Raw genomic sequence first — 16,022 nt, forward strand, 5'->3', positions numbered from 1 at the left:
CCCCCCACCTCCGTTTCTACTCCGGTCCGACGACCGAGACGCGCGCGGCGCGCACGACCTTCTCGCCGATCCGGTAGCCCGGCTCGATGACCATGTTGACCGTGGCCGACGTGGCCTCGGGGTCCACCTGGTGCATGAGCGCCTCGTGGACGGTCGGGTCGAACTCCTCGCCCACGACGCCGTACCGCTCGATGCCGAACTTCGCCAGGCTCGCGTCGAGCTTGTCGGAGATCGCGACGAACGGGCCGTCGAGCTCGCCGTGCTGGCGCGCCCGGTCGATGTCGTCGAGGACCGGCAGGAGCGCGGCCAGGACGTCCTCGACGCCCTTGACCCGCGCGGCCTCCTGGTCACGCAGCGACCGGTTGCGGTAGTTGGTGAAGCTGGCCCGCTCGCGCTGGAGGGCGTCGAGGTGGGCAGCCGCCTCGGACTGCGCAGCGAGAAGCGCTGCGTCGTCCCCGGCCTCGCCCGTGGGCTCGAAGTCGAGCCCGGCCAGCGGGTCGCTCTCCGCGTCGTTCCCGGCCGAACCGGGCACGGAGCCGGCCCCCTCGGGGGCAGCCTCCTTGGGCTGCCCCTCCGGGGTCACCTTGCGCTTGTCGGTGAAGTGGAAGGGCTGGTCCTCGGAGCCGAGCTCCTCGGGGCCCTGCGCGTCGCTCGTCACTTCTTGTCGTCCTCGTCCACGATCTCGGCGTCGACGATGTCCTCGTCGGGAGCCGAGGTCGCACCGGCGGCCGCAGCGGCGTCCGCGTCAGCGGCGCCCTGGTCGCCCGCAGCCTGCTCACGCTCGGCCGACGCGTAGAGCGCCTCGCCGATCTTCTGGCTCGAGGCCAGGAGCTTCTCGTGGGCCGACTTCACGGCGTCCGCGTCCGTGCCCTCGAGGGCCGTCTTGACCGACGCGATGTCGGCTTCGACCTCGGTGACGACGTCGGCGGGGAGCTTCTCCTTGTTCTCCGCGACGAGCTTCTCGGTCGAGTACACGAAGGACTCGGCCTGGTTGCGGGTCTCCGCCTCCTCACGACGCTTCTTGTCCTCGGCCGCGTGCTCCTCGGCCTCCTTGACCATGCGATCGATGTCCTCCTTCGGCAGCGCGGAGCCACCGGTGATGGTCATCTTCTGCTCCTTGCCGGTGCCGCGGTCCTTCGCGCCGACGTGCACGATGCCGTTCGCGTCGATGTCGAAGGTGACCTCGATCTGCGGCAGGCCGCGCGGGGCCGGGGCGATGCCCGTGAGCTCGAACGTGCCCAGCGGCTTGTTGTCGCGGGCGAACTCGCGCTCACCCTGGAAGACCTGGATCAGCACGGACGGCTGGTTGTCCTCGGCGGTCGAGAACACCTCGCTGCGCTTGGTCGGGATGGCCGTGTTGCGCTCGATGAGCTTGGTCATCACGCCTCCCTTGGTCTCGATGCCCAGGGACAGCGGCGTGACGTCGATCAGGAGGACGTCCTTGCGCTCGCCCTTGATGACACCGGCCTGCAGCGCGGCGCCGACGGCGACGACCTCGTCCGGGTTGACGCTCTTGTTGGGCTCCTTGCCGCCCGTGAGCTCCTTGACGACCTCGGTCACGGCGGGCATGCGGGTGGAACCACCCACGAGCACGATGTGGTCGATGTCGCTGACGGAGATGCCGGCGTCGCGGATGACCGCGTGGAACGGCGCCTTGGTCCGGTCGATGAGGTCCTGCGTCATCTGCTGGAACTGGGCGCGCGTGAGCTTCTCGTCCAGGTGGATGGGGCCGTTCTCGCTCATCGAGAGGTACTGCATGGAGATGTTGGTGCTCGTCGCGGACGAGAGCTCCTTCTTCGCCTGCTCGGCGGCCTCACGCAGACGCTGGAGCGCGATCTTGTCCTTGGACAGGTCGACGCCCGAGCTGTTCTTCACCTGCTGGATGAGGTGCTCGACGATGCGGTTGTCCCAGTCGTCGCCACCGAGGCGGTTGTCGCCCGAGGTCGCGCGGACCTGGATGGTCGAGAAGTCGTCCTCGTCCTTGCCCACCTCGAGGAGGGACACGTCGAACGTTCCACCACCGAGGTCGAAGACGAGGATGAGCTCGTCCTCCTTGCCCTTCTCCAGGCCGTAGGCCAGAGCGGCGGCGGTGGGCTCGTTGACGATGCGCAGGACGTTGAGGCCCGCGATCTGCCCGGCGTCCTTGGTCGCCTGGCGCTCGGCGTCGTTGAAGTACGCCGGGACGGTGATGACCGCGTCGGTGACGGGCTCGCCCAGGTACTCCTCGGCGTCGCGCTTGAGCTTGCCGAGCACGCGCGCGGAGATCTCCTGCGCGCTGTACTTCTTGTCGTCGATCTCGACCGACCAGTCGGTGCCCATGTGGCGCTTGACCGACGTGATGGTGCGGTCGACGTTCGTGACCGCCTGGCGCTTGGCGATCTCGCCGACGAGGACCTCGCCGGTCTTCGAGAACGCGACGACCGACGGGGTCGTGCGAGCGCCCTCGGCGTTCGCGATGACGGTGGGCTCTCCACCTTCGAGGACGGCGACCACCGAGTTGGTGGTGCCCAGGTCGATTCCGACCGCTCGTGCCATGTTCGTGCCTCCGTTGTTCTGCTGCGTGTGGTGTCGTCCGTGCGGCAGCCCGCGGAGGTTCCCGTGCCCGACGGCGCGTGGTGGCGCGCACGTCCGGACCTTCCCCTGCTGGGTGTCTCCACCCGACTGCCGGTTGAGTCGTCTTCACTCAAGTTATGCCGGTCCGTGGCGTCGCGCAAGCGGCGGGGTCCGAAACTTGAGTCCACTAGGCTCAACTATGGAGTGGGGTGGGGTATTCCCGGTCGGGTGGCCGGCCGGTTCGCCTGGAACTGGCCGGCCGCCCGCTCACGCCGTCTCCTCGATCACACCAGCTCGACGGCGTCGGCCTGCGGGCCCCGGTCGCTCTGGCGCACCTTGTACCGGACCCGGTCGCCCTCCTCCAGGACCTCGGTGCCCCGAACGACGGACACGTGCACGAACAGGTCCAGGCCCCCGTCGTCGGGGGTGATGAAGCCGAAGCCGCGCTCCTCGTCGTAGCGCGCGACGGTGCCCTCGCCTCCGCGCACGGGCCCGCCGGACGCGGCGGGACGACCCGGCCGACCACGGTCCATGGCCCCGCGCGCACCCCCGGAGCCGCGTGCGAGCTGCACGTTGCGGGCGTTCGGCCCCTTGTCGCCGTCGACGACGTCGTAGGTCACGCGGTCTCCCTCGGAGAGCTCGGTCATGCCGCCGCCGAGCGCCTTGACGTGGACGAAGACGTCGTCGCCCCCCGAGTCAGGAGCGATGAACCCGAAGCCCTTGATGTCGTCGTACCAGGAGACCGTGCCGTCCGCGCCGTCCGATGCCGGTTGCACGGCCTCGGCCCCGAGCGGCAGCAGGTGGTCGGCCTGCGGCCCCTTCTCCCCGTCGACGACGAGGAACGCCACCCGCTGGCCCTCCGAGATCACACCACCGCCGACGATGGCCGAGCTGTGCACGAAGATCTCCCCGCGGCCGCCGTCGGGCGTGACGAAGCCATACCCCTTGGTCGGCTCGTACCAGTTGACGGTGCCGAGCACGCCCAGGGGCGCGTCGACGGCCCGGTCGCCCGTGACACGGACGCGGCGGGCCTGCGGTCCACGGTCCCCCTCACCGAGCTCGAACTCGACGGTCTGCCCCTCACGGAGCACCCGCGGTCCGTCGTCGTCGAGGATCTCGGACGCGTGCACGAACAGGTCCTCCGCCTCGTTCCCGAGGTCGATGAAGCCGAAACCTCGGTCGGCGTCGAACCATCGGACAGTTCCCTGGGCCACTGAGGACTCCTTTACTTCGGCAGACATTGCTGTCTCCCATTGTCCCCCCGGCGGAGCCGTGGCGGGTGGGCCGCCGATTCCGACGAGGTCGACAGCGGGGCGCAGCTACGTGACACCCGGGCCGGTTCCCGTTTGACCCTCGACCCGGTCGAGGCACGAGCGTGCCGCCATGACCACGACTCTCTCCCCCGCACCGGCGCTCCCCCGCCCCTATCTCACCTGGCTCTGCGGGGTGAGCGTCTCGCAGCTCGGCGACGCCGTGCTCGCGTTCGCGCTCGGCTGGGCCGCTGCCGGGCTCGGTGGGACGACGGCGGCCCTCGTGCTCACCCTCGGCGGGTTGCCTCGCCTCGTCCTGCTGGTCGTGGGCGGCGCGGTCGCCGACCGCTTCGGCGCGCGGCGCGTGCTGATCACCGGGGAGGCGGCGCTGCTCGCCCTGACCGCGGTCCTCGCGCTCGCGCTCGCGCGGTTCGGGACGCCGACCTGGCTGCTCCTGACCACGTCCCTCGCACTCGGCACGATCTCCGCGTTCCGCCTGCCCTCCACTGGCTCCATGCCACGACGCCTGGTCCGGGACGACCAGCTCTCGCGCGCGCTCGCGCTGCGCCAGAGCCTGGTCCAGGTGGTGCTCCTCGCCGCTGCTCCGCTGAGCGGCCTGCTCGTGGGCACCGCGGGGTTGCCGACCATCGCGTGGGGCACCACGGTGACGACCGGCGTCTGCCTGTGCGTGCTCGTCGCCGTCCGGGAGCCGTCCGGGTCGGTGCCCGACCGAGCGCCGACCGGCGTACCGGTCCCCGCGCGGCTCGACCTGATCGACGGCTTCCGCGTCGTCACCCGCACTCCGGGACTCCGCAGGGCGCTCGTGCTCACGGGGGCGGGTGCGGCCCTGATCCTGCCCGTGCCGTCGCTCCTCGTGCCGCTCCTCGGCCGGGCCTCCGGCTGGGGCCCGGGGACCACGGGCGCGGTCGCCGGGGCGGTCGGCGTCGGGGTGATCTGTGCGGCACTCCTCGCCGCCCGACGCCGGACGGTCGTCGCAGGGTCCACCGGCGCTCCGGCCGGCGCCGTGGACCACCCAGGGCCTGCACGCCTCGGACGCCGGGCGCCGTCGGCATCCGCCGCCGTCGGGCTCGTCGTGAGCGCGACCGGGGCGCTCGTCGTCGCGGTCGGGGCGCTGCTCGGCGGCTCCGCGGCCGCCGTGGTCACCGTGCTCGGTGCCCTGGTCCTCGGGGGCGGGAACGGGACGTTCGTCGCGCGGATCGCGCCGCTCGTCCTGGGCAGCGCGCCCCGGACGCACCTCGCCCGCGTCCAGGCCCTGGTCGGGCTCGCCCAGCTCGTGCCCGTCGTGGTCACGAGCACGGCCCTCGGCGCACTGGCCGAGCGCACGTCGCCGCACTGGGCGCTGGGCGCGACGGCCGCGGGCCTCGCGGCGCTCGCGGTCTGGGCACGCCGCTCGGCTTGACCCTCGCCCAGGTCGAGGGCCCACAGTGTCCGCATGCCCGACGACCTGCTCAGCATCGGCGCCCTCTCCCGCGCCGGCGGCCTGCCCGTGACGGCGCTCAGGTTCTACGACGCGGCCGGCGTGCTCCGGCCGGCGTACGTCGACCCCGGGACCGGGTACCGCTGGTACACCTCGGCCCAGGTCCACACGGCTCGGCTCGTCGCGAGCCTGCGCCAGGCCGGGCTCCCGGTGTCCGACCTGGTCACGGTCCTCGCGGCTCCCCAGGAGGCCACGGCCGTGCTGGCCCAGCACCGCCGTCGGCTCGAGGAGGACCTGGTCGCGGCCTGTGCGCACCTCGACGCGGCAGGTGGTCTCCTGGCCCAGCCCGGCCGCTGCACGGTCGCCTCCGCGGACCTCGTCGCGGCGGTCGCTGACGTACGGCACGCCGTCGGCGCCGACCCCGTCTGGCCCGGGCTCGCGGGCGTCCTGCTCCACCTCGACGGGGACACGCTCCGCGTCGTGGGCTGCGACCGCTTCCGCCTCGCCGTCGCGACGGTGCCCGTGCGGCAGGTCGCGGGCCCGCCGGTCCGGGTCGTCGCCCCTCTCGCCTTCCTGGAGACGCTCGCGTCTGCCGCGCTGCCCGACGTCGGGCGGGTCACCCTGGGCAAGGACGTCCTGGAGGTCCTGGGGTCACGGAGCGCTCCGCTCGACGCGACGTATCCAGACTACGAGGGGCTCGTGCGATCGGGCACGTCCCCGAGCACGCCGGTCACGTCCGACGAGCTGCTCCGGACGGTCACGGACGCGGACGACGTCGTGGCCGTCCGGCTGGACGGTGACCGGGTGGAGATCGCTCCGCCGGGTCCACCGGGCACGCTCGGGTTCTCGCGGAGCTTTCTGCTCGACAGTGTCCGCGCGGCCCGTGCCGAGCATGTCGCTCTGGCCCTCGACGAGCGGTCGGCCCTCAGCGTCCGCGCAGCGGACCGGCCGCACGACGTGCACGTGCTGATGCCGATCCGCCTGGACCGCTGAGGGTCCGTAAACCGGTCCCGCCTCACGTCCTCCGCGCGGCCACCGCCACCTTCCGGGCGAGGTCCGGCCAGAGCGGGGCGAAGCACCCTACCCAGGGAGCGGGCATCCGCCCTGCCGCGCGGTGCGCCTCGACGTCTGCCCACGTGACCCAGGCGGCGGCGTCGACCTCTGCCGGGTCGAGGACCAGCCGTGGACGACCGGGCACGGTCGCGACGTGGACGTCGAGGAACGACGCGGACTCGACGCCCCTCCCGACGCGCTCGAGCGCGCCCTCGTCGAGGACGAGCCCCGTCTCCTCGCGCACCTCGCGCACGGCCGCCTGGGCACCGGTCTCGCCCGCGAGCACGCTGCCGCCGGGGATCTCCCACAGGAACGGGAAGGTCTTGGTCGCGGCCCGGCGGGTCAGCAGGACCAGGCCGTCGGACCGGACGACGCACGTCGCCACCATGAGGTGGAAGCGGCCAGGGGGCCATCCGGGGTCACCCCGGCGGTGAACCTCCCCGGTGGGGGCACCCTGCTCGTCGAGCAGGTCCCAGGTCTCCGCGTCGGCCATCCAGGCATCCTCGCAGCCGCGCGCGCCGTGCTCCAGGCCTGCCCGACGGCGGGCCACGCCCTTGCGCTACGGTTCCAGCAGCCGCGGGGTCGAGAAGGGGAGACGACATGACACCAGGTCTGCGACGGGGCGTTCTCGCCCTGTGCTGGCTCGCGATCGTCGCCGGAGCACTGCTGTTCGCGGCCGGCGCGTACACGGGCTACGTCGAAGGCGTCGCGGCGGACGAAGGACGGACGGTCGGTCGACTGATGCCCGCCGAGGTCGCGTCGTTCGTGCTCGGTCCCGTTCTCGCGATCGCTGGGGGCACCGTCGCGGTGGTCCTGCGTGGCTCCCGGGTGACGGCCGCCGACGCTTGCTGACGCCTCCGTCCGGGAGGCGTCCTCAGCGCCCACGCGCCGCCAGGTCGAGCACCCGCGCCACGGTCGCCGCGTAGACGTCGTCGACGTCGAGCGAGAGCTCGTTGAACCAGTCCGTCGCGATGCGGAACACCAGCGCGCGCACGAGGTGCTGCGCGAATCCCTGCCCCGGGTCGATCGTCTCGAGGAGGGACGGGGGCGCCCCCTCGAAGCAGACCGCGTCGACCGCGACGATCGCCACCGAGTACCGCACCGGCCGCCAGTAGAGCGTCAGGTCGATCACCGCGGGCGGCAGGTCGTCGTCGAACAGGACGTTGCCCGTGAGGTCGCCGTGGACGATCGTCGACGGCTCGACGACCACCCGCCGGGCCGCGAGCAGCGCAGGGAGGTGCGGGACGTCGTCGGGCACCTCCGCCGCATCCTCGCCCCAGGCGAGCCGGTCCGCCCGTGCCCAGGCGTGCGTCCGCTCGTCGAGGAACCCAGGGCGAGCGACGCCGTCGAACACTGCTGCGAACTGGTGGGCCACGTCCGCGATCTGCGCCCACCTGCCCGCGACGTGCTCGCCCGGGAGGGCCGGGAACGCCGTCCAGCCGTCGACGACGAGGTCGCCCGACCGGCTCGCGAGCGGCAGGCCGAGCCGAACGTCGCTCCTGCCGGGCGACGCATGGTCCCGCAGCCAGTCGAGCTCGGCCGGGAGCACGTCGAGCGGCTTGAGCACCGTGTCCCCGACGCGCCAGGCCCGGCCGCGTCCGCCGTCGAGCCTCGTCGCCGGTCCGACGGCGCCGAACGCCTCGAGGACATGACTGGGTGGGTGCACCGGGCGAGCCTACCCAGGGCGCCGCGGCCGGGAACAGGAGCGCGCAGCGACGGCCGCACCGCGCGCCCCGAGCGCCTCGCCGTGCGAGTCGTCCCGTGTGCACGTAATGTCCGGGAACTCGCCCGGCCCACAGGTCGGCGCGCGCCGACACGCCTGGAGGTCCCGTGCACCCGTTCGTCCACCGCTACGAGCTCGACACCTCGCGCCCGACGGGCCGCGAGGTCGCCCGCGACCTGGCGCTGCGGGCGTTCCTGCCGGGCGCCGCACTCTGGGTCGCGATCGTGGGTCTCGGGTTCCTCATCAAGGGTCCGCTCGAGAACCTGCCCGACGAGGCCGGGGTCAACCAGGCCCTCGTCGAGGCCCGCACGCCCTTCCTCGACACGGTCACCGAGATGCTGTCCGCGATCGGGATGACCGAGTTCATCATCGGGGCGTGCGTGCTCGCGGTCGCGCTCATCTGGTGGCGGACCCGGCAGTGGTGGTTCGCCCTGGTCCCCGCGCTCGCGGTGTCGCTGCAGGCCCTGATCTTCCTCACGTCCTCGCTCGTCGTGGGCCGCACACGCCCCGAGGTCGACATGCTCGACCACGCCCCGCCCACGTCGAGCTTCCCGAGCGGGCACACCGGCGCGTCCACGGCGTTCTACCTGACGCTCGCGCTCCTCGCGCAGCGCGTGCAGAACCCCGTGCTCCGGGTCGTGCTCACGGTCCTCGCGGTGCTCGTCCCGTTCGCGGTCGGCTTCGCGCGGCTGTACCGCGGCATGCACTCGCTGACCGACGTCCTCGCCGGGCTCGTCAACGGCGTCGTCTGCGCGGTCCTGGCGTGGGGCTACCTGCGCCGCGACACGTCGCAGGTGCGGGTCTGACGACGGCGGCAGCGCAGGCCGGTCGCCCTCGGCGGGTCCGGCCGTCACCCTCGGCGGGCGAGGAGCGCACGGGGCACACCCACGCTACCGCTGCCGAGCATGCGGTCGGCGCTCCTCGAGCATGCGGTCGGCGTCGCGAAACAGCCCGATCGCGACGCCAACCGCATGTTCGGCACCGAGACCGCTATCCCTCCGCGATCCGCTTGATCGCGGCGAGGCGGCGGTCCCACTCGGCGCCGATCGCGTCGAGCGCCCGGGCGGTCTCGCCCAGGCGGGACCCGATCGCGCGGTAGCGGACCTCGCGCCCGACGCGCACGGGCTCGACCAGCCCGGCCTCGGCGAGCACGGCCAGGTGCTTGGCGATCGCCTGCCGAGTCACGGGCAGGACGGTCGCGAGCGCGGACGCCGACAGGTCCGCACGTCCCAGCTCCTGCAGGATCTGCCACCTCGTGTCGTCGGCGAGCGCCGCGAACACGGGGGCCAGCGTCTCCGTGCTCACGCCGCGGGGCCGTCGGCGGAGCGCGCGACGCTCTCGACGGGGGCGTCCCCCGCCGGGAATCCCGGCCCCTCGACGAACGCGACGAGCTCGTCGAGCTCCTCGGTCCATCCCGAGCGGTTGTCGGTCATCGCGCTCTCGGCGCGGTCGCCGAGACGCTCGAACCCGGACTCGACGACGGCGAGGACGGTGCTCTCACCCTCGGGGGTCAGCGTGAACCGGACGAGGGTCGAGCTGTCGGGGCGCAGCTCGGCACCGGCCTGGTTGGTCCAGGTGAAGGCGAAGGCCGTGGGCTCGTCGTACTCCTCGATGCGGACGGCGAAGTGTCCGTAGCCGTCGAAGCCGAACGTCCCCTCACCGCCCACTCGCAGGTCCGGCAGGTGAGCCTCCTGGCCGAACCACCGGGCGATCAGGTCGTCGCGCGTGAGGGCGGCCCACACCCTGGACGGCGGGGCGTGCACGATCACGGTGCGGGTCACCTGGAACGCCTCGGTGTCGATCGAGGCCTGCTGGTCGGTGGTCGTCATGGTCGTTCCTCTCTCGGGTCGTGCCGGGTCTCGAACAGGATGTGCAACTCTAGAGTTGCACTAAGTTCTCCCCGGGCGCAACCCTTCAGCTGCACACGATGCGGCGGCGCGGACCCCGCCCGCACCGCCCAGGTCACGCCCCGGCAACGGAAATCCGCTCGCCGAGCCGCCTCGGGACTCGGGACGTACAGTCGGCAGATGGGCCAGTCCACACGACCCCGTCAGCAGACCTCCGCCGTCAAGGCGCTCGCGCTCCTGATGGCCTTCCTGCTCGTGTCGGCTGTGGGGGGCGTCCTCGCGGCTGGTCTCCTCCTGCCCCTCGCCGCGGGGGCGAACACCGTGACCGAGGACGTCACCAAGATGTTCGACGAGCTGCCCGACGAGCTCGTCCCCGGCCCCCTCGCCGAGCAGTCCCGTGTCTACGCCAACGACGGCACCACGCTGCTCGCGACCTTCTACCAGGAGAACCGCATCGTCGTCCCCCTGGACCAGGTCTCCCAACCCATGAGGGACGCGGTCGTCGCGATCGAGGACCACCGCTTCTACGAGCACGGCGGGATCGACCCCGAGGGGGTGACCCGCGCGGCCGTCAACAACTTCACGGGCGGCGACACCCAGGGCGGGTCCAGCCTGACCCAGCAGTACGTCAAGAACGTCCTGATCGAGCAGGCCGTGCGCGACGACGACCCGGTCGCGATGCGCGCGGCCCGCGACGACACCCTCGGACGCAAGGCCCGCGAGGCCAAGCTCGCGATCTCGCTCGAGACCGTCATGTCGAAGGAGGAGATCCTCCAGGGCTACCTCAACATCGCGCAGTTCGGCATCCGGGTCTACGGCGTCGAGACCGCCTCGCTGCACTACTTCTCGAAGCACGCCTCCGAGCTCAGCGTCGTCGAGGCCGCCACGATCGCCGGTGTCACCAACGCCCCGACCAAGTACGACCCCGTGACCAACCCGGTCGACTCCGAGAAGCGCCGCAACCGCGTGCTGAGCAAGATGCTCCAGCAGGGTTACATCACCCAGCAGCAGCACGACGAGGCCGTCGCGACCCCGCTGCCCGCGACCCTGGTGGTCCAGCCCGTCGCCGGAGGCTGCCAGACGGCCGGAGGTGCCGCCTTCTTCTGCGACTACGTCACCAAGGTCATCACCTCCGACCCGACGTTCGGGGAGACCAAGGCGGACCGCCAGGCGCTGCTCTATCGCGGCGGCCTCGACATCACGACGACGCTGGACCCGCGGATGCAGGCCGCGGCCGAGGCGACCATCACCGCGGCCGTCCCACCCGGCGACCCGAGCGGCATCGAGGACGCGATCGTCGCGCTCGAGCCCCACACCGGCAAGATCCTCTCGATGGCGCAGAACCGTCCCTACGACGTCGCGCGCGAACCCGCGCCGGGCACCACGGCCGTCAACTACAACGCCGACCAGAAGCACGGCTCGTCCCAGGGCTTCTCGCCCGGCTCGACGTGGAAGGTGTTCACCCTCGCGGAGTGGCTGCGGTCCGGGCACACCCTCAACCAGACGGTCAACGCGAACAAGCGCACGTTCGTGCCGAACCGTGACTTCCACGCCTCGTGCGCCCGCCTCGACCGCATCCCCTGGTCGCCCGGCAACTCGGACGGCTCGACCGACCAGGGCGAGATCCCGGTCCTGCGCGCCACGTTCAACTCGGTCAACACCGGTTACGCCACGATGGAGTCCCAGCTCGACCTGTGCGCGGTGCGGGACATGGCGTGGAACATCGGGCTCCGCCCGTCCCGCACGGCCGAGATCACGGGCGACGCGTCCGCGATCCACGTCATGCCGACCATGACGATCGGCACGCAGAACTCCTCGCCGCTCCAGCTCGCCGCCGCGTACGCGACGTTCGCGAGCGGCGGGACCTACTGCGACCCGATCGCGATCACCCGCATCGTCGGGGCCGACGGGAGCGAGCTGCCCGTCCCGTCCGCGAACTGCAACCCGAACGCCCTCGACCCGAACATCGCGAACACCGTCACCTTCGCCCTCCAGAACGTCATGACGCAGGGCACGGGCAAGAAGTCCCAGCTCTCGCGACCGAGCGCCGGCAAGTCCGGCACGGCGAACAACAACAACCACACCTGGTTCATCGGGTACACGCCCCAGATCGTCACGGCCGTGTGGATCGGCAACGCGGAGAGCGACGTCTCGATGAGCCGCATGACGATCAACGGCAAGTACCAGCAGCGCTGGTACGGGTCGACGCTCGCAGCCCCGACGTGGCGCTCCTTCATGGAGACCGCGCTGGAGGGCTCGCCGGTCGTGGGCTTCCCGGCCCCCGACCCGAACATGGTGGGCGTCCCGCCCGCCCCCAAGGCTCCCAAGGAGCCCAAGGAGCCCAAGGACGACGCCCCGGCCGCCCCGACCGACCCGGCTCCGCCGACGGACCCCGCACCGCCCGTCGACCCCGCGCCGCCCGTCGACCCGAGCGTCCCCCCGACGCCGTAGCCGCACGTCGCCGGGCGCCTTCCGCACGGTCCCGGCGCTCCAACGGCCTTCGGACGCCGTACGTCGGACGCCGTACGCCCTCGGGTGACGTTCAGGGTTCTTTCAGGGAGATCCCCGATGCTCCGCCGACCGGGCCGCCGCCAGGATGGGCACAGCGGCTCGAAGGGGCGAGGCGTGGGCGGTCCCCACCACCACGACACTCCCCCTCGACCGGGTCGCCGTCCGCACGCGCACCCTTCGAGAGAGAGTCCCGCCATGCCCTCCCCGTCCCCTGCCCCGGCCACCGTCCCGGCGGCCACCGCCGGCGGCACCCCGCCCTCCGCCCCCGACGCGATCGCGACCGCGCGCGGCCTGGTCAAGACCTACGGGAAGGGCCCGACGGCGGTCCACGCGCTCGCGGGCGTCGACGTCGACTTCGGCCGCGGTCGATTCACCGCGATCATGGGTCCGTCCGGCTCGGGCAAGTCCACGCTCATGCACTGCATGGCGGGCCTCGACACCCCGACGGCCGGCACGGTCGTCGTCGCCGCCCGCGGCGTCTCCACGATGAACCAGCGCCAGCTCACGAAGCTGCGCCGGACCCGGCTCGGGTTCGTCTTCCAGTCGTTCAACCTCGTCCCGACGCTCACGGCCGAGGAGAACATCACTCTCCCGCTCGACATCGCGCGCAAGCCCGTGGACCGGGCGTACCTCGCGAAGGTGGTCGACGCCGTCGGGCTGACGGACCGTCTCAGGCACCGCCCGAGCGAGCTGTCCGGCGGGCAGCAGCAGCGCGTCGCGTGCGCGCGCGCCCTGGTCTCCAGGCCGTCGGTCGTGTTCGCGGACGAGCCCACCGGGAACCTGGACTCGACGTCCTCGCGCGAGGTCCTGACGTTCCTGCGCGAGTCGGTCGACGACCTGGGCCAGTCGGTCGTCATGGTCACGCACGACCCCGTCGCCGCGAGCTACGCCCACCGGGTCCTGTTCCTCGCCGACGGGCGGATCGTCGACGAGATCCTCGACCCGACCCCGGACTCCGTCCTCGAGGTCCTGGGCTCCCTCACGCGCAAGAAGGCGGCCGCCTGATGCTGCGCGTCGCCCTGCGCAACGTCCGTGCGCACCTCGTGCGTCTCGGGATGTCCATCCTCGCGGTCGTGCTCGGCGTCTCGTTCGTCGCGGGCACGTTCTCGCTGCGCGAGATGCTGTCCGCGACGTTCGACGGGATCGTCGACAGCTCGTCGGCCGACGTCCTGGTCCGTGGCGAGGAGGAGTCCTCGGCCCTGACCCAGGCGAACGCGAGCGCGGGCGCGGTCCGCAACCCCGTCCCCGCAGACCTCACCGACACGATCCAGGAGGCCGACGGCGTCGCGCACGCCTTCGCCGACTACACCGGTCCGCTCGTGCTCGTCGGGGCGGACGGCACCCCGCCGCCCACCACGGGCGCGCCGACGTTCGGCCTCGCCTACCGGGCCGAGGACCCCGCGACCCCGCTCGTGGAGGGCGCGGCGCCGTCGGGCCCCGAGGAGTTCCTGCTCGAGGCCGGCACGGCCGAGGCCAGCGGCCTGGCGGTCGGCGACACGACGACGATCGTCGTCGCCGGACAGATCACCGAGGCGGCCCTGACGGGGATCGTCGACATGGGCGCCTCGATGGCCGGGGCGAGCATCGTGTTCTTCGACGAGGCCACCGCGGCGAAGGCGTTCGCGCCCGACGGCACGGTCTCCGCCATCACGGTCCTCGCCGAGGACGGGGTGAGCGAGCAGGAGCTGCGTGACGACGTCGCGAGCGCCCTGGAGGCCGCGTCGCCGACCGAGCCCGTCGAGGTCATCACCGGTGAGGTCGCCCGCGACGAGGCCCGCGAGGACATCGCGTCGATGCTGGGCTTCATCGAGACGTTCCTGCTGGTCTTCGCCGGGATCTCGCTGTTCGTCGGCGGGTTCATCATCGCGAACACGTTCGCCATGACGGTCCGCCAGCGTCAGCGCGAGTTCGCGCTGCTCCGCGCGGTCGGGGCCTCGCCGCTCCAGGTGTTCACCTCGATCCTGGTCCAGGCCGCGATCATCGGCACGCTCGGCGGCGCGCTCGGCATCCTCGGCGGGCTCGGCCTCGTCACGGCCCTCAAGGCACTGTTCGAGACCATGGGCATGGACCTCACGGGTGACATCCCCGTCACCGCGTCGATGATCGTGGTCTCGCTCGTGCTGGGCATCGTGGTCTCGGTCGCCTCTGCGGCCCTGCCCGCGCGGCGCGCGGCGCTCGTCGCCCCCGTCGAGGCCATGCGGGACGACGCCCCGGCCCAGGCCGGGTCGCTCAGGATCCGCGGGATCGTCGGCGCGGTCGTCGCCGGGGCCGGTGCGGGCGCCGTCGTCCTGGCGGTCGTGCAGGCCGCGGCCGACGACACCGCGAGCACCGGGGGCCTCCTGGGTCTGGGGGCGGTGGGCGTGGTCGTCGGGACCCTGATCCTCGCCCCCGTCGTCGCGCGCGGCGTCCTGCGCGTCATGTCCGCACCGTTCGTCGCGTGGGCCAAGCCGCTCGGGACGCTGGCGCGCGGCAACGTGACCCGCAACCCCCGCCGTACCGCGAGCACCGCGGGCGCGCTCATGATCGGCATGTCGCTCGTCGGTGCGGCCTCGGTCCTGGCCGCGTCCATGCAGGCGTCGATGAAGAACATCGTGACCGAGGAGTCCCTCGCCGACCTCGTGGTGCAGTCCGCGACCGGCACGGTCCCCTCCGGCGCGGTGAGCGACATCGCCGACCTGCCCGAGGTCGGCACGGTCGACCCGATGACGGCCGACCGGTACTTCGTCGGCGAGTCCTCGGGCGACGCCGCCGACGCCGCCCCGCTGCTCGTCCTCGGGGTCGACCCCGGGGTGTTCGGCCGGACGTGGCACACCGAGACCGTCGAGGGGAGCCTCGACACGCTCGCCGACGGGCAGGTCTCGGTCCTCAAGGGGACCGCGGCCGACGAGGGCTGGGAGCTCGGCGACGAGCTCACGCTGCGCACGCAGCTCGGCAGCACCGACGTGACGATCGGCTCGATCTTCGACTCGCCCGCCCTGGGCGTGCCGGTCGTCGTGCCGGACACGGTGTTCGCCGAGCTTTCCGCGGCACCGACCGAGATGGCGACCATGGTGCTGCTCCAGGCCGCCGACGGCGTGTCCCAGGACGAGCTCGACACCGCGGTGACCGCGGCCGCGAAGCCGTACATGATCGTGTCCGTCATGGACAACGAGGAGTTCATCTCGTCCCTCGCGAGCCAGGTGAACCAGATGCTCACGATCCTCTACGCGCTGCTGGGGCTGTCGATCGTCATCGCGATCCTCGGCATCGTCAACACCCTCGCGCTGTCCGTGATCGAGCGGACGCGCGAGATCGGGCTCCTGCGGGCCGTCGGGCTGGGCCGGTCCCAGCTCGCCGGGACGATCGTCATCGAGTCGGTCCTCACGGCCGTGTTCGGGACGGTGCTGGGTCTCGCGGTGGGCGTCGGCCTCGCGGCCGGGATGCCGACCGTGTTCGCGAGCACGGGCTTCACCGACCTGGTGATCCCGTGGTCCGGGCTCGGCACCATGGTGGGCATCGCGGTGCTCGTCGGGGTCCTGGCCGCCGGGTGGCCCGCGCTGCGCGCAGCCAGGCTCCCCGTGCTCGACGCCGTCACGGTCGACTGACGGCCGGGCGCCCGCGGGCCGGGTGCCCGCGGACGGCGGATGCCGGTCGCCCCTCGAGGGGCG

The 16,022-nt window shown here is 72.5% G+C and carries 14 protein-coding genes; 7 read left to right on the top strand and 7 right to left on the bottom strand.

The features are described from left to right. Positions 1-16 precede the first annotated feature (16 nt). The 3 genes from grpE to H9652_RS20400 form a co-directional block, all read right to left on the bottom strand. The gene (grpE, locus tag H9652_RS18040) at positions 17-658 is read right to left on the bottom strand and encodes a nucleotide exchange factor GrpE (protein WP_191797979.1); all 642 of its coding nucleotides are present in this window, start codon (positions 656-658) and stop codon (positions 17-19) included. Next, entirely contained in the window at positions 655-2,535 is a 1,881-nt protein-coding gene (gene dnaK / locus H9652_RS18045; RefSeq protein ID WP_191797981.1) for a molecular chaperone DnaK, read from the bottom strand. Before dnaK ends, grpE begins: the two co-directional genes overlap by 4 nt. Positions 2,536-2,837: 302 nt before the next feature. Next, positions 2,838-3,767 (bottom strand): cold-shock protein, encoded by a 930-nt coding sequence (locus tag H9652_RS20400; protein ID WP_191797983.1) that lies wholly within the window; start codon positions 3,765-3,767, stop codon positions 2,838-2,840. Positions 3,768-3,936: 169 nt separating this feature from the next. Here H9652_RS20400 and H9652_RS18055 point away from each other — a divergent pair, with 169 nt between their 5' ends. Both H9652_RS18055 and H9652_RS18060 read left to right on the top strand, forming a co-directional pair. Further along, a complete protein-coding gene (locus H9652_RS18055) occupies positions 3,937-5,223 on the top strand; it encodes an MFS transporter (RefSeq protein ID WP_191797985.1) in 1,287 nt (428 codons plus the stop codon). A gap of 33 nt (positions 5,224-5,256) precedes the next feature. After that, positions 5,257-6,234 (top strand): DNA polymerase III subunit beta family protein, encoded by a 978-nt coding sequence (locus H9652_RS18060; protein WP_191797987.1) that lies wholly within the window; start codon positions 5,257-5,259, stop codon positions 6,232-6,234. 22 nt (positions 6,235-6,256) lie between these two features. Here the strand turns inward: H9652_RS18060 and H9652_RS18065 are convergent, their stop codons facing one another. Next, a complete protein-coding gene (locus tag H9652_RS18065; protein ID WP_191797989.1) occupies positions 6,257-6,787 on the bottom strand; it encodes an NUDIX hydrolase in 531 nt (176 codons plus the stop codon). Between the two features lie 107 nt (positions 6,788-6,894). On the opposite strand from H9652_RS18065, the gene H9652_RS18070 reads away from it, so the two are divergent. Continuing rightward, a complete protein-coding gene (locus H9652_RS18070; RefSeq protein ID WP_191797992.1) occupies positions 6,895-7,146 on the top strand; it encodes a hypothetical protein in 252 nt (83 codons plus the stop codon). 22 nt (positions 7,147-7,168) lie between these two features. Here H9652_RS18070 and H9652_RS18075 read toward each other — a convergent pair whose 3' ends face one another. Then, the gene (locus H9652_RS18075) at positions 7,169-7,960 is read right to left on the bottom strand and encodes a TIGR02569 family protein (RefSeq protein ID WP_191797994.1); all 792 of its coding nucleotides are present in this window, start codon (positions 7,958-7,960) and stop codon (positions 7,169-7,171) included. Between the two features lie 164 nt (positions 7,961-8,124). Here H9652_RS18075 and H9652_RS18080 point away from each other — a divergent pair, with 164 nt between their 5' ends. Next, positions 8,125-8,823, top strand: a complete 699-nt coding sequence (locus H9652_RS18080) for a phosphatase PAP2 family protein (protein WP_191797996.1) — start codon at positions 8,125-8,127, stop codon at positions 8,821-8,823. A gap of 184 nt (positions 8,824-9,007) precedes the next feature. Here H9652_RS18080 and H9652_RS18085 read toward each other — a convergent pair whose 3' ends face one another. Both H9652_RS18085 and H9652_RS18090 read right to left on the bottom strand, forming a co-directional pair. Then, on the bottom strand, positions 9,008-9,322 hold the full coding sequence (locus tag H9652_RS18085) for an ArsR/SmtB family transcription factor (RefSeq protein WP_318244261.1): 315 nt from the start codon (positions 9,320-9,322) through the stop codon (positions 9,008-9,010). Then, positions 9,319-9,846 (bottom strand): SRPBCC domain-containing protein, encoded by a 528-nt coding sequence (locus H9652_RS18090; RefSeq protein WP_191798000.1) that lies wholly within the window; start codon positions 9,844-9,846, stop codon positions 9,319-9,321. The genes H9652_RS18085 and H9652_RS18090 overlap by 4 nt, the downstream gene beginning before the upstream one ends. Positions 9,847-10,044: 198 nt before the next feature. Here H9652_RS18090 and H9652_RS18095 point away from each other — a divergent pair, with 198 nt between their 5' ends. The 3 genes from H9652_RS18095 (at position 10,045) to H9652_RS18105 (ending at position 15,959) form a co-directional block, all read left to right on the top strand. Then, a complete protein-coding gene (locus H9652_RS18095; RefSeq protein WP_191798002.1) occupies positions 10,045-12,315 on the top strand; it encodes a transglycosylase domain-containing protein in 2,271 nt (756 codons plus the stop codon). A 255-nt stretch (positions 12,316-12,570) separates the two neighbouring features. Continuing rightward, positions 12,571-13,380: an ABC transporter ATP-binding protein gene (locus tag H9652_RS18100; RefSeq protein ID WP_191798004.1), complete on the top strand. Its 810-nt coding sequence runs from the start codon at positions 12,571-12,573 to the stop codon at positions 13,378-13,380. Next, positions 13,380-15,959, top strand: coding sequence for an ABC transporter permease (locus H9652_RS18105; protein ID WP_191798006.1), 2,580 nt, complete (start codon positions 13,380-13,382; stop codon positions 15,957-15,959). Before H9652_RS18100 ends, H9652_RS18105 begins: the two co-directional genes overlap by 1 nt. Positions 15,960-16,022: the final 63 nt, after the last annotated feature.

This window comes from Oerskovia rustica (genome assembly GCF_014836555.1).
Lineage (GTDB): Bacteria > Actinomycetota > Actinomycetes > Actinomycetales > Cellulomonadaceae > Oerskovia > Oerskovia rustica.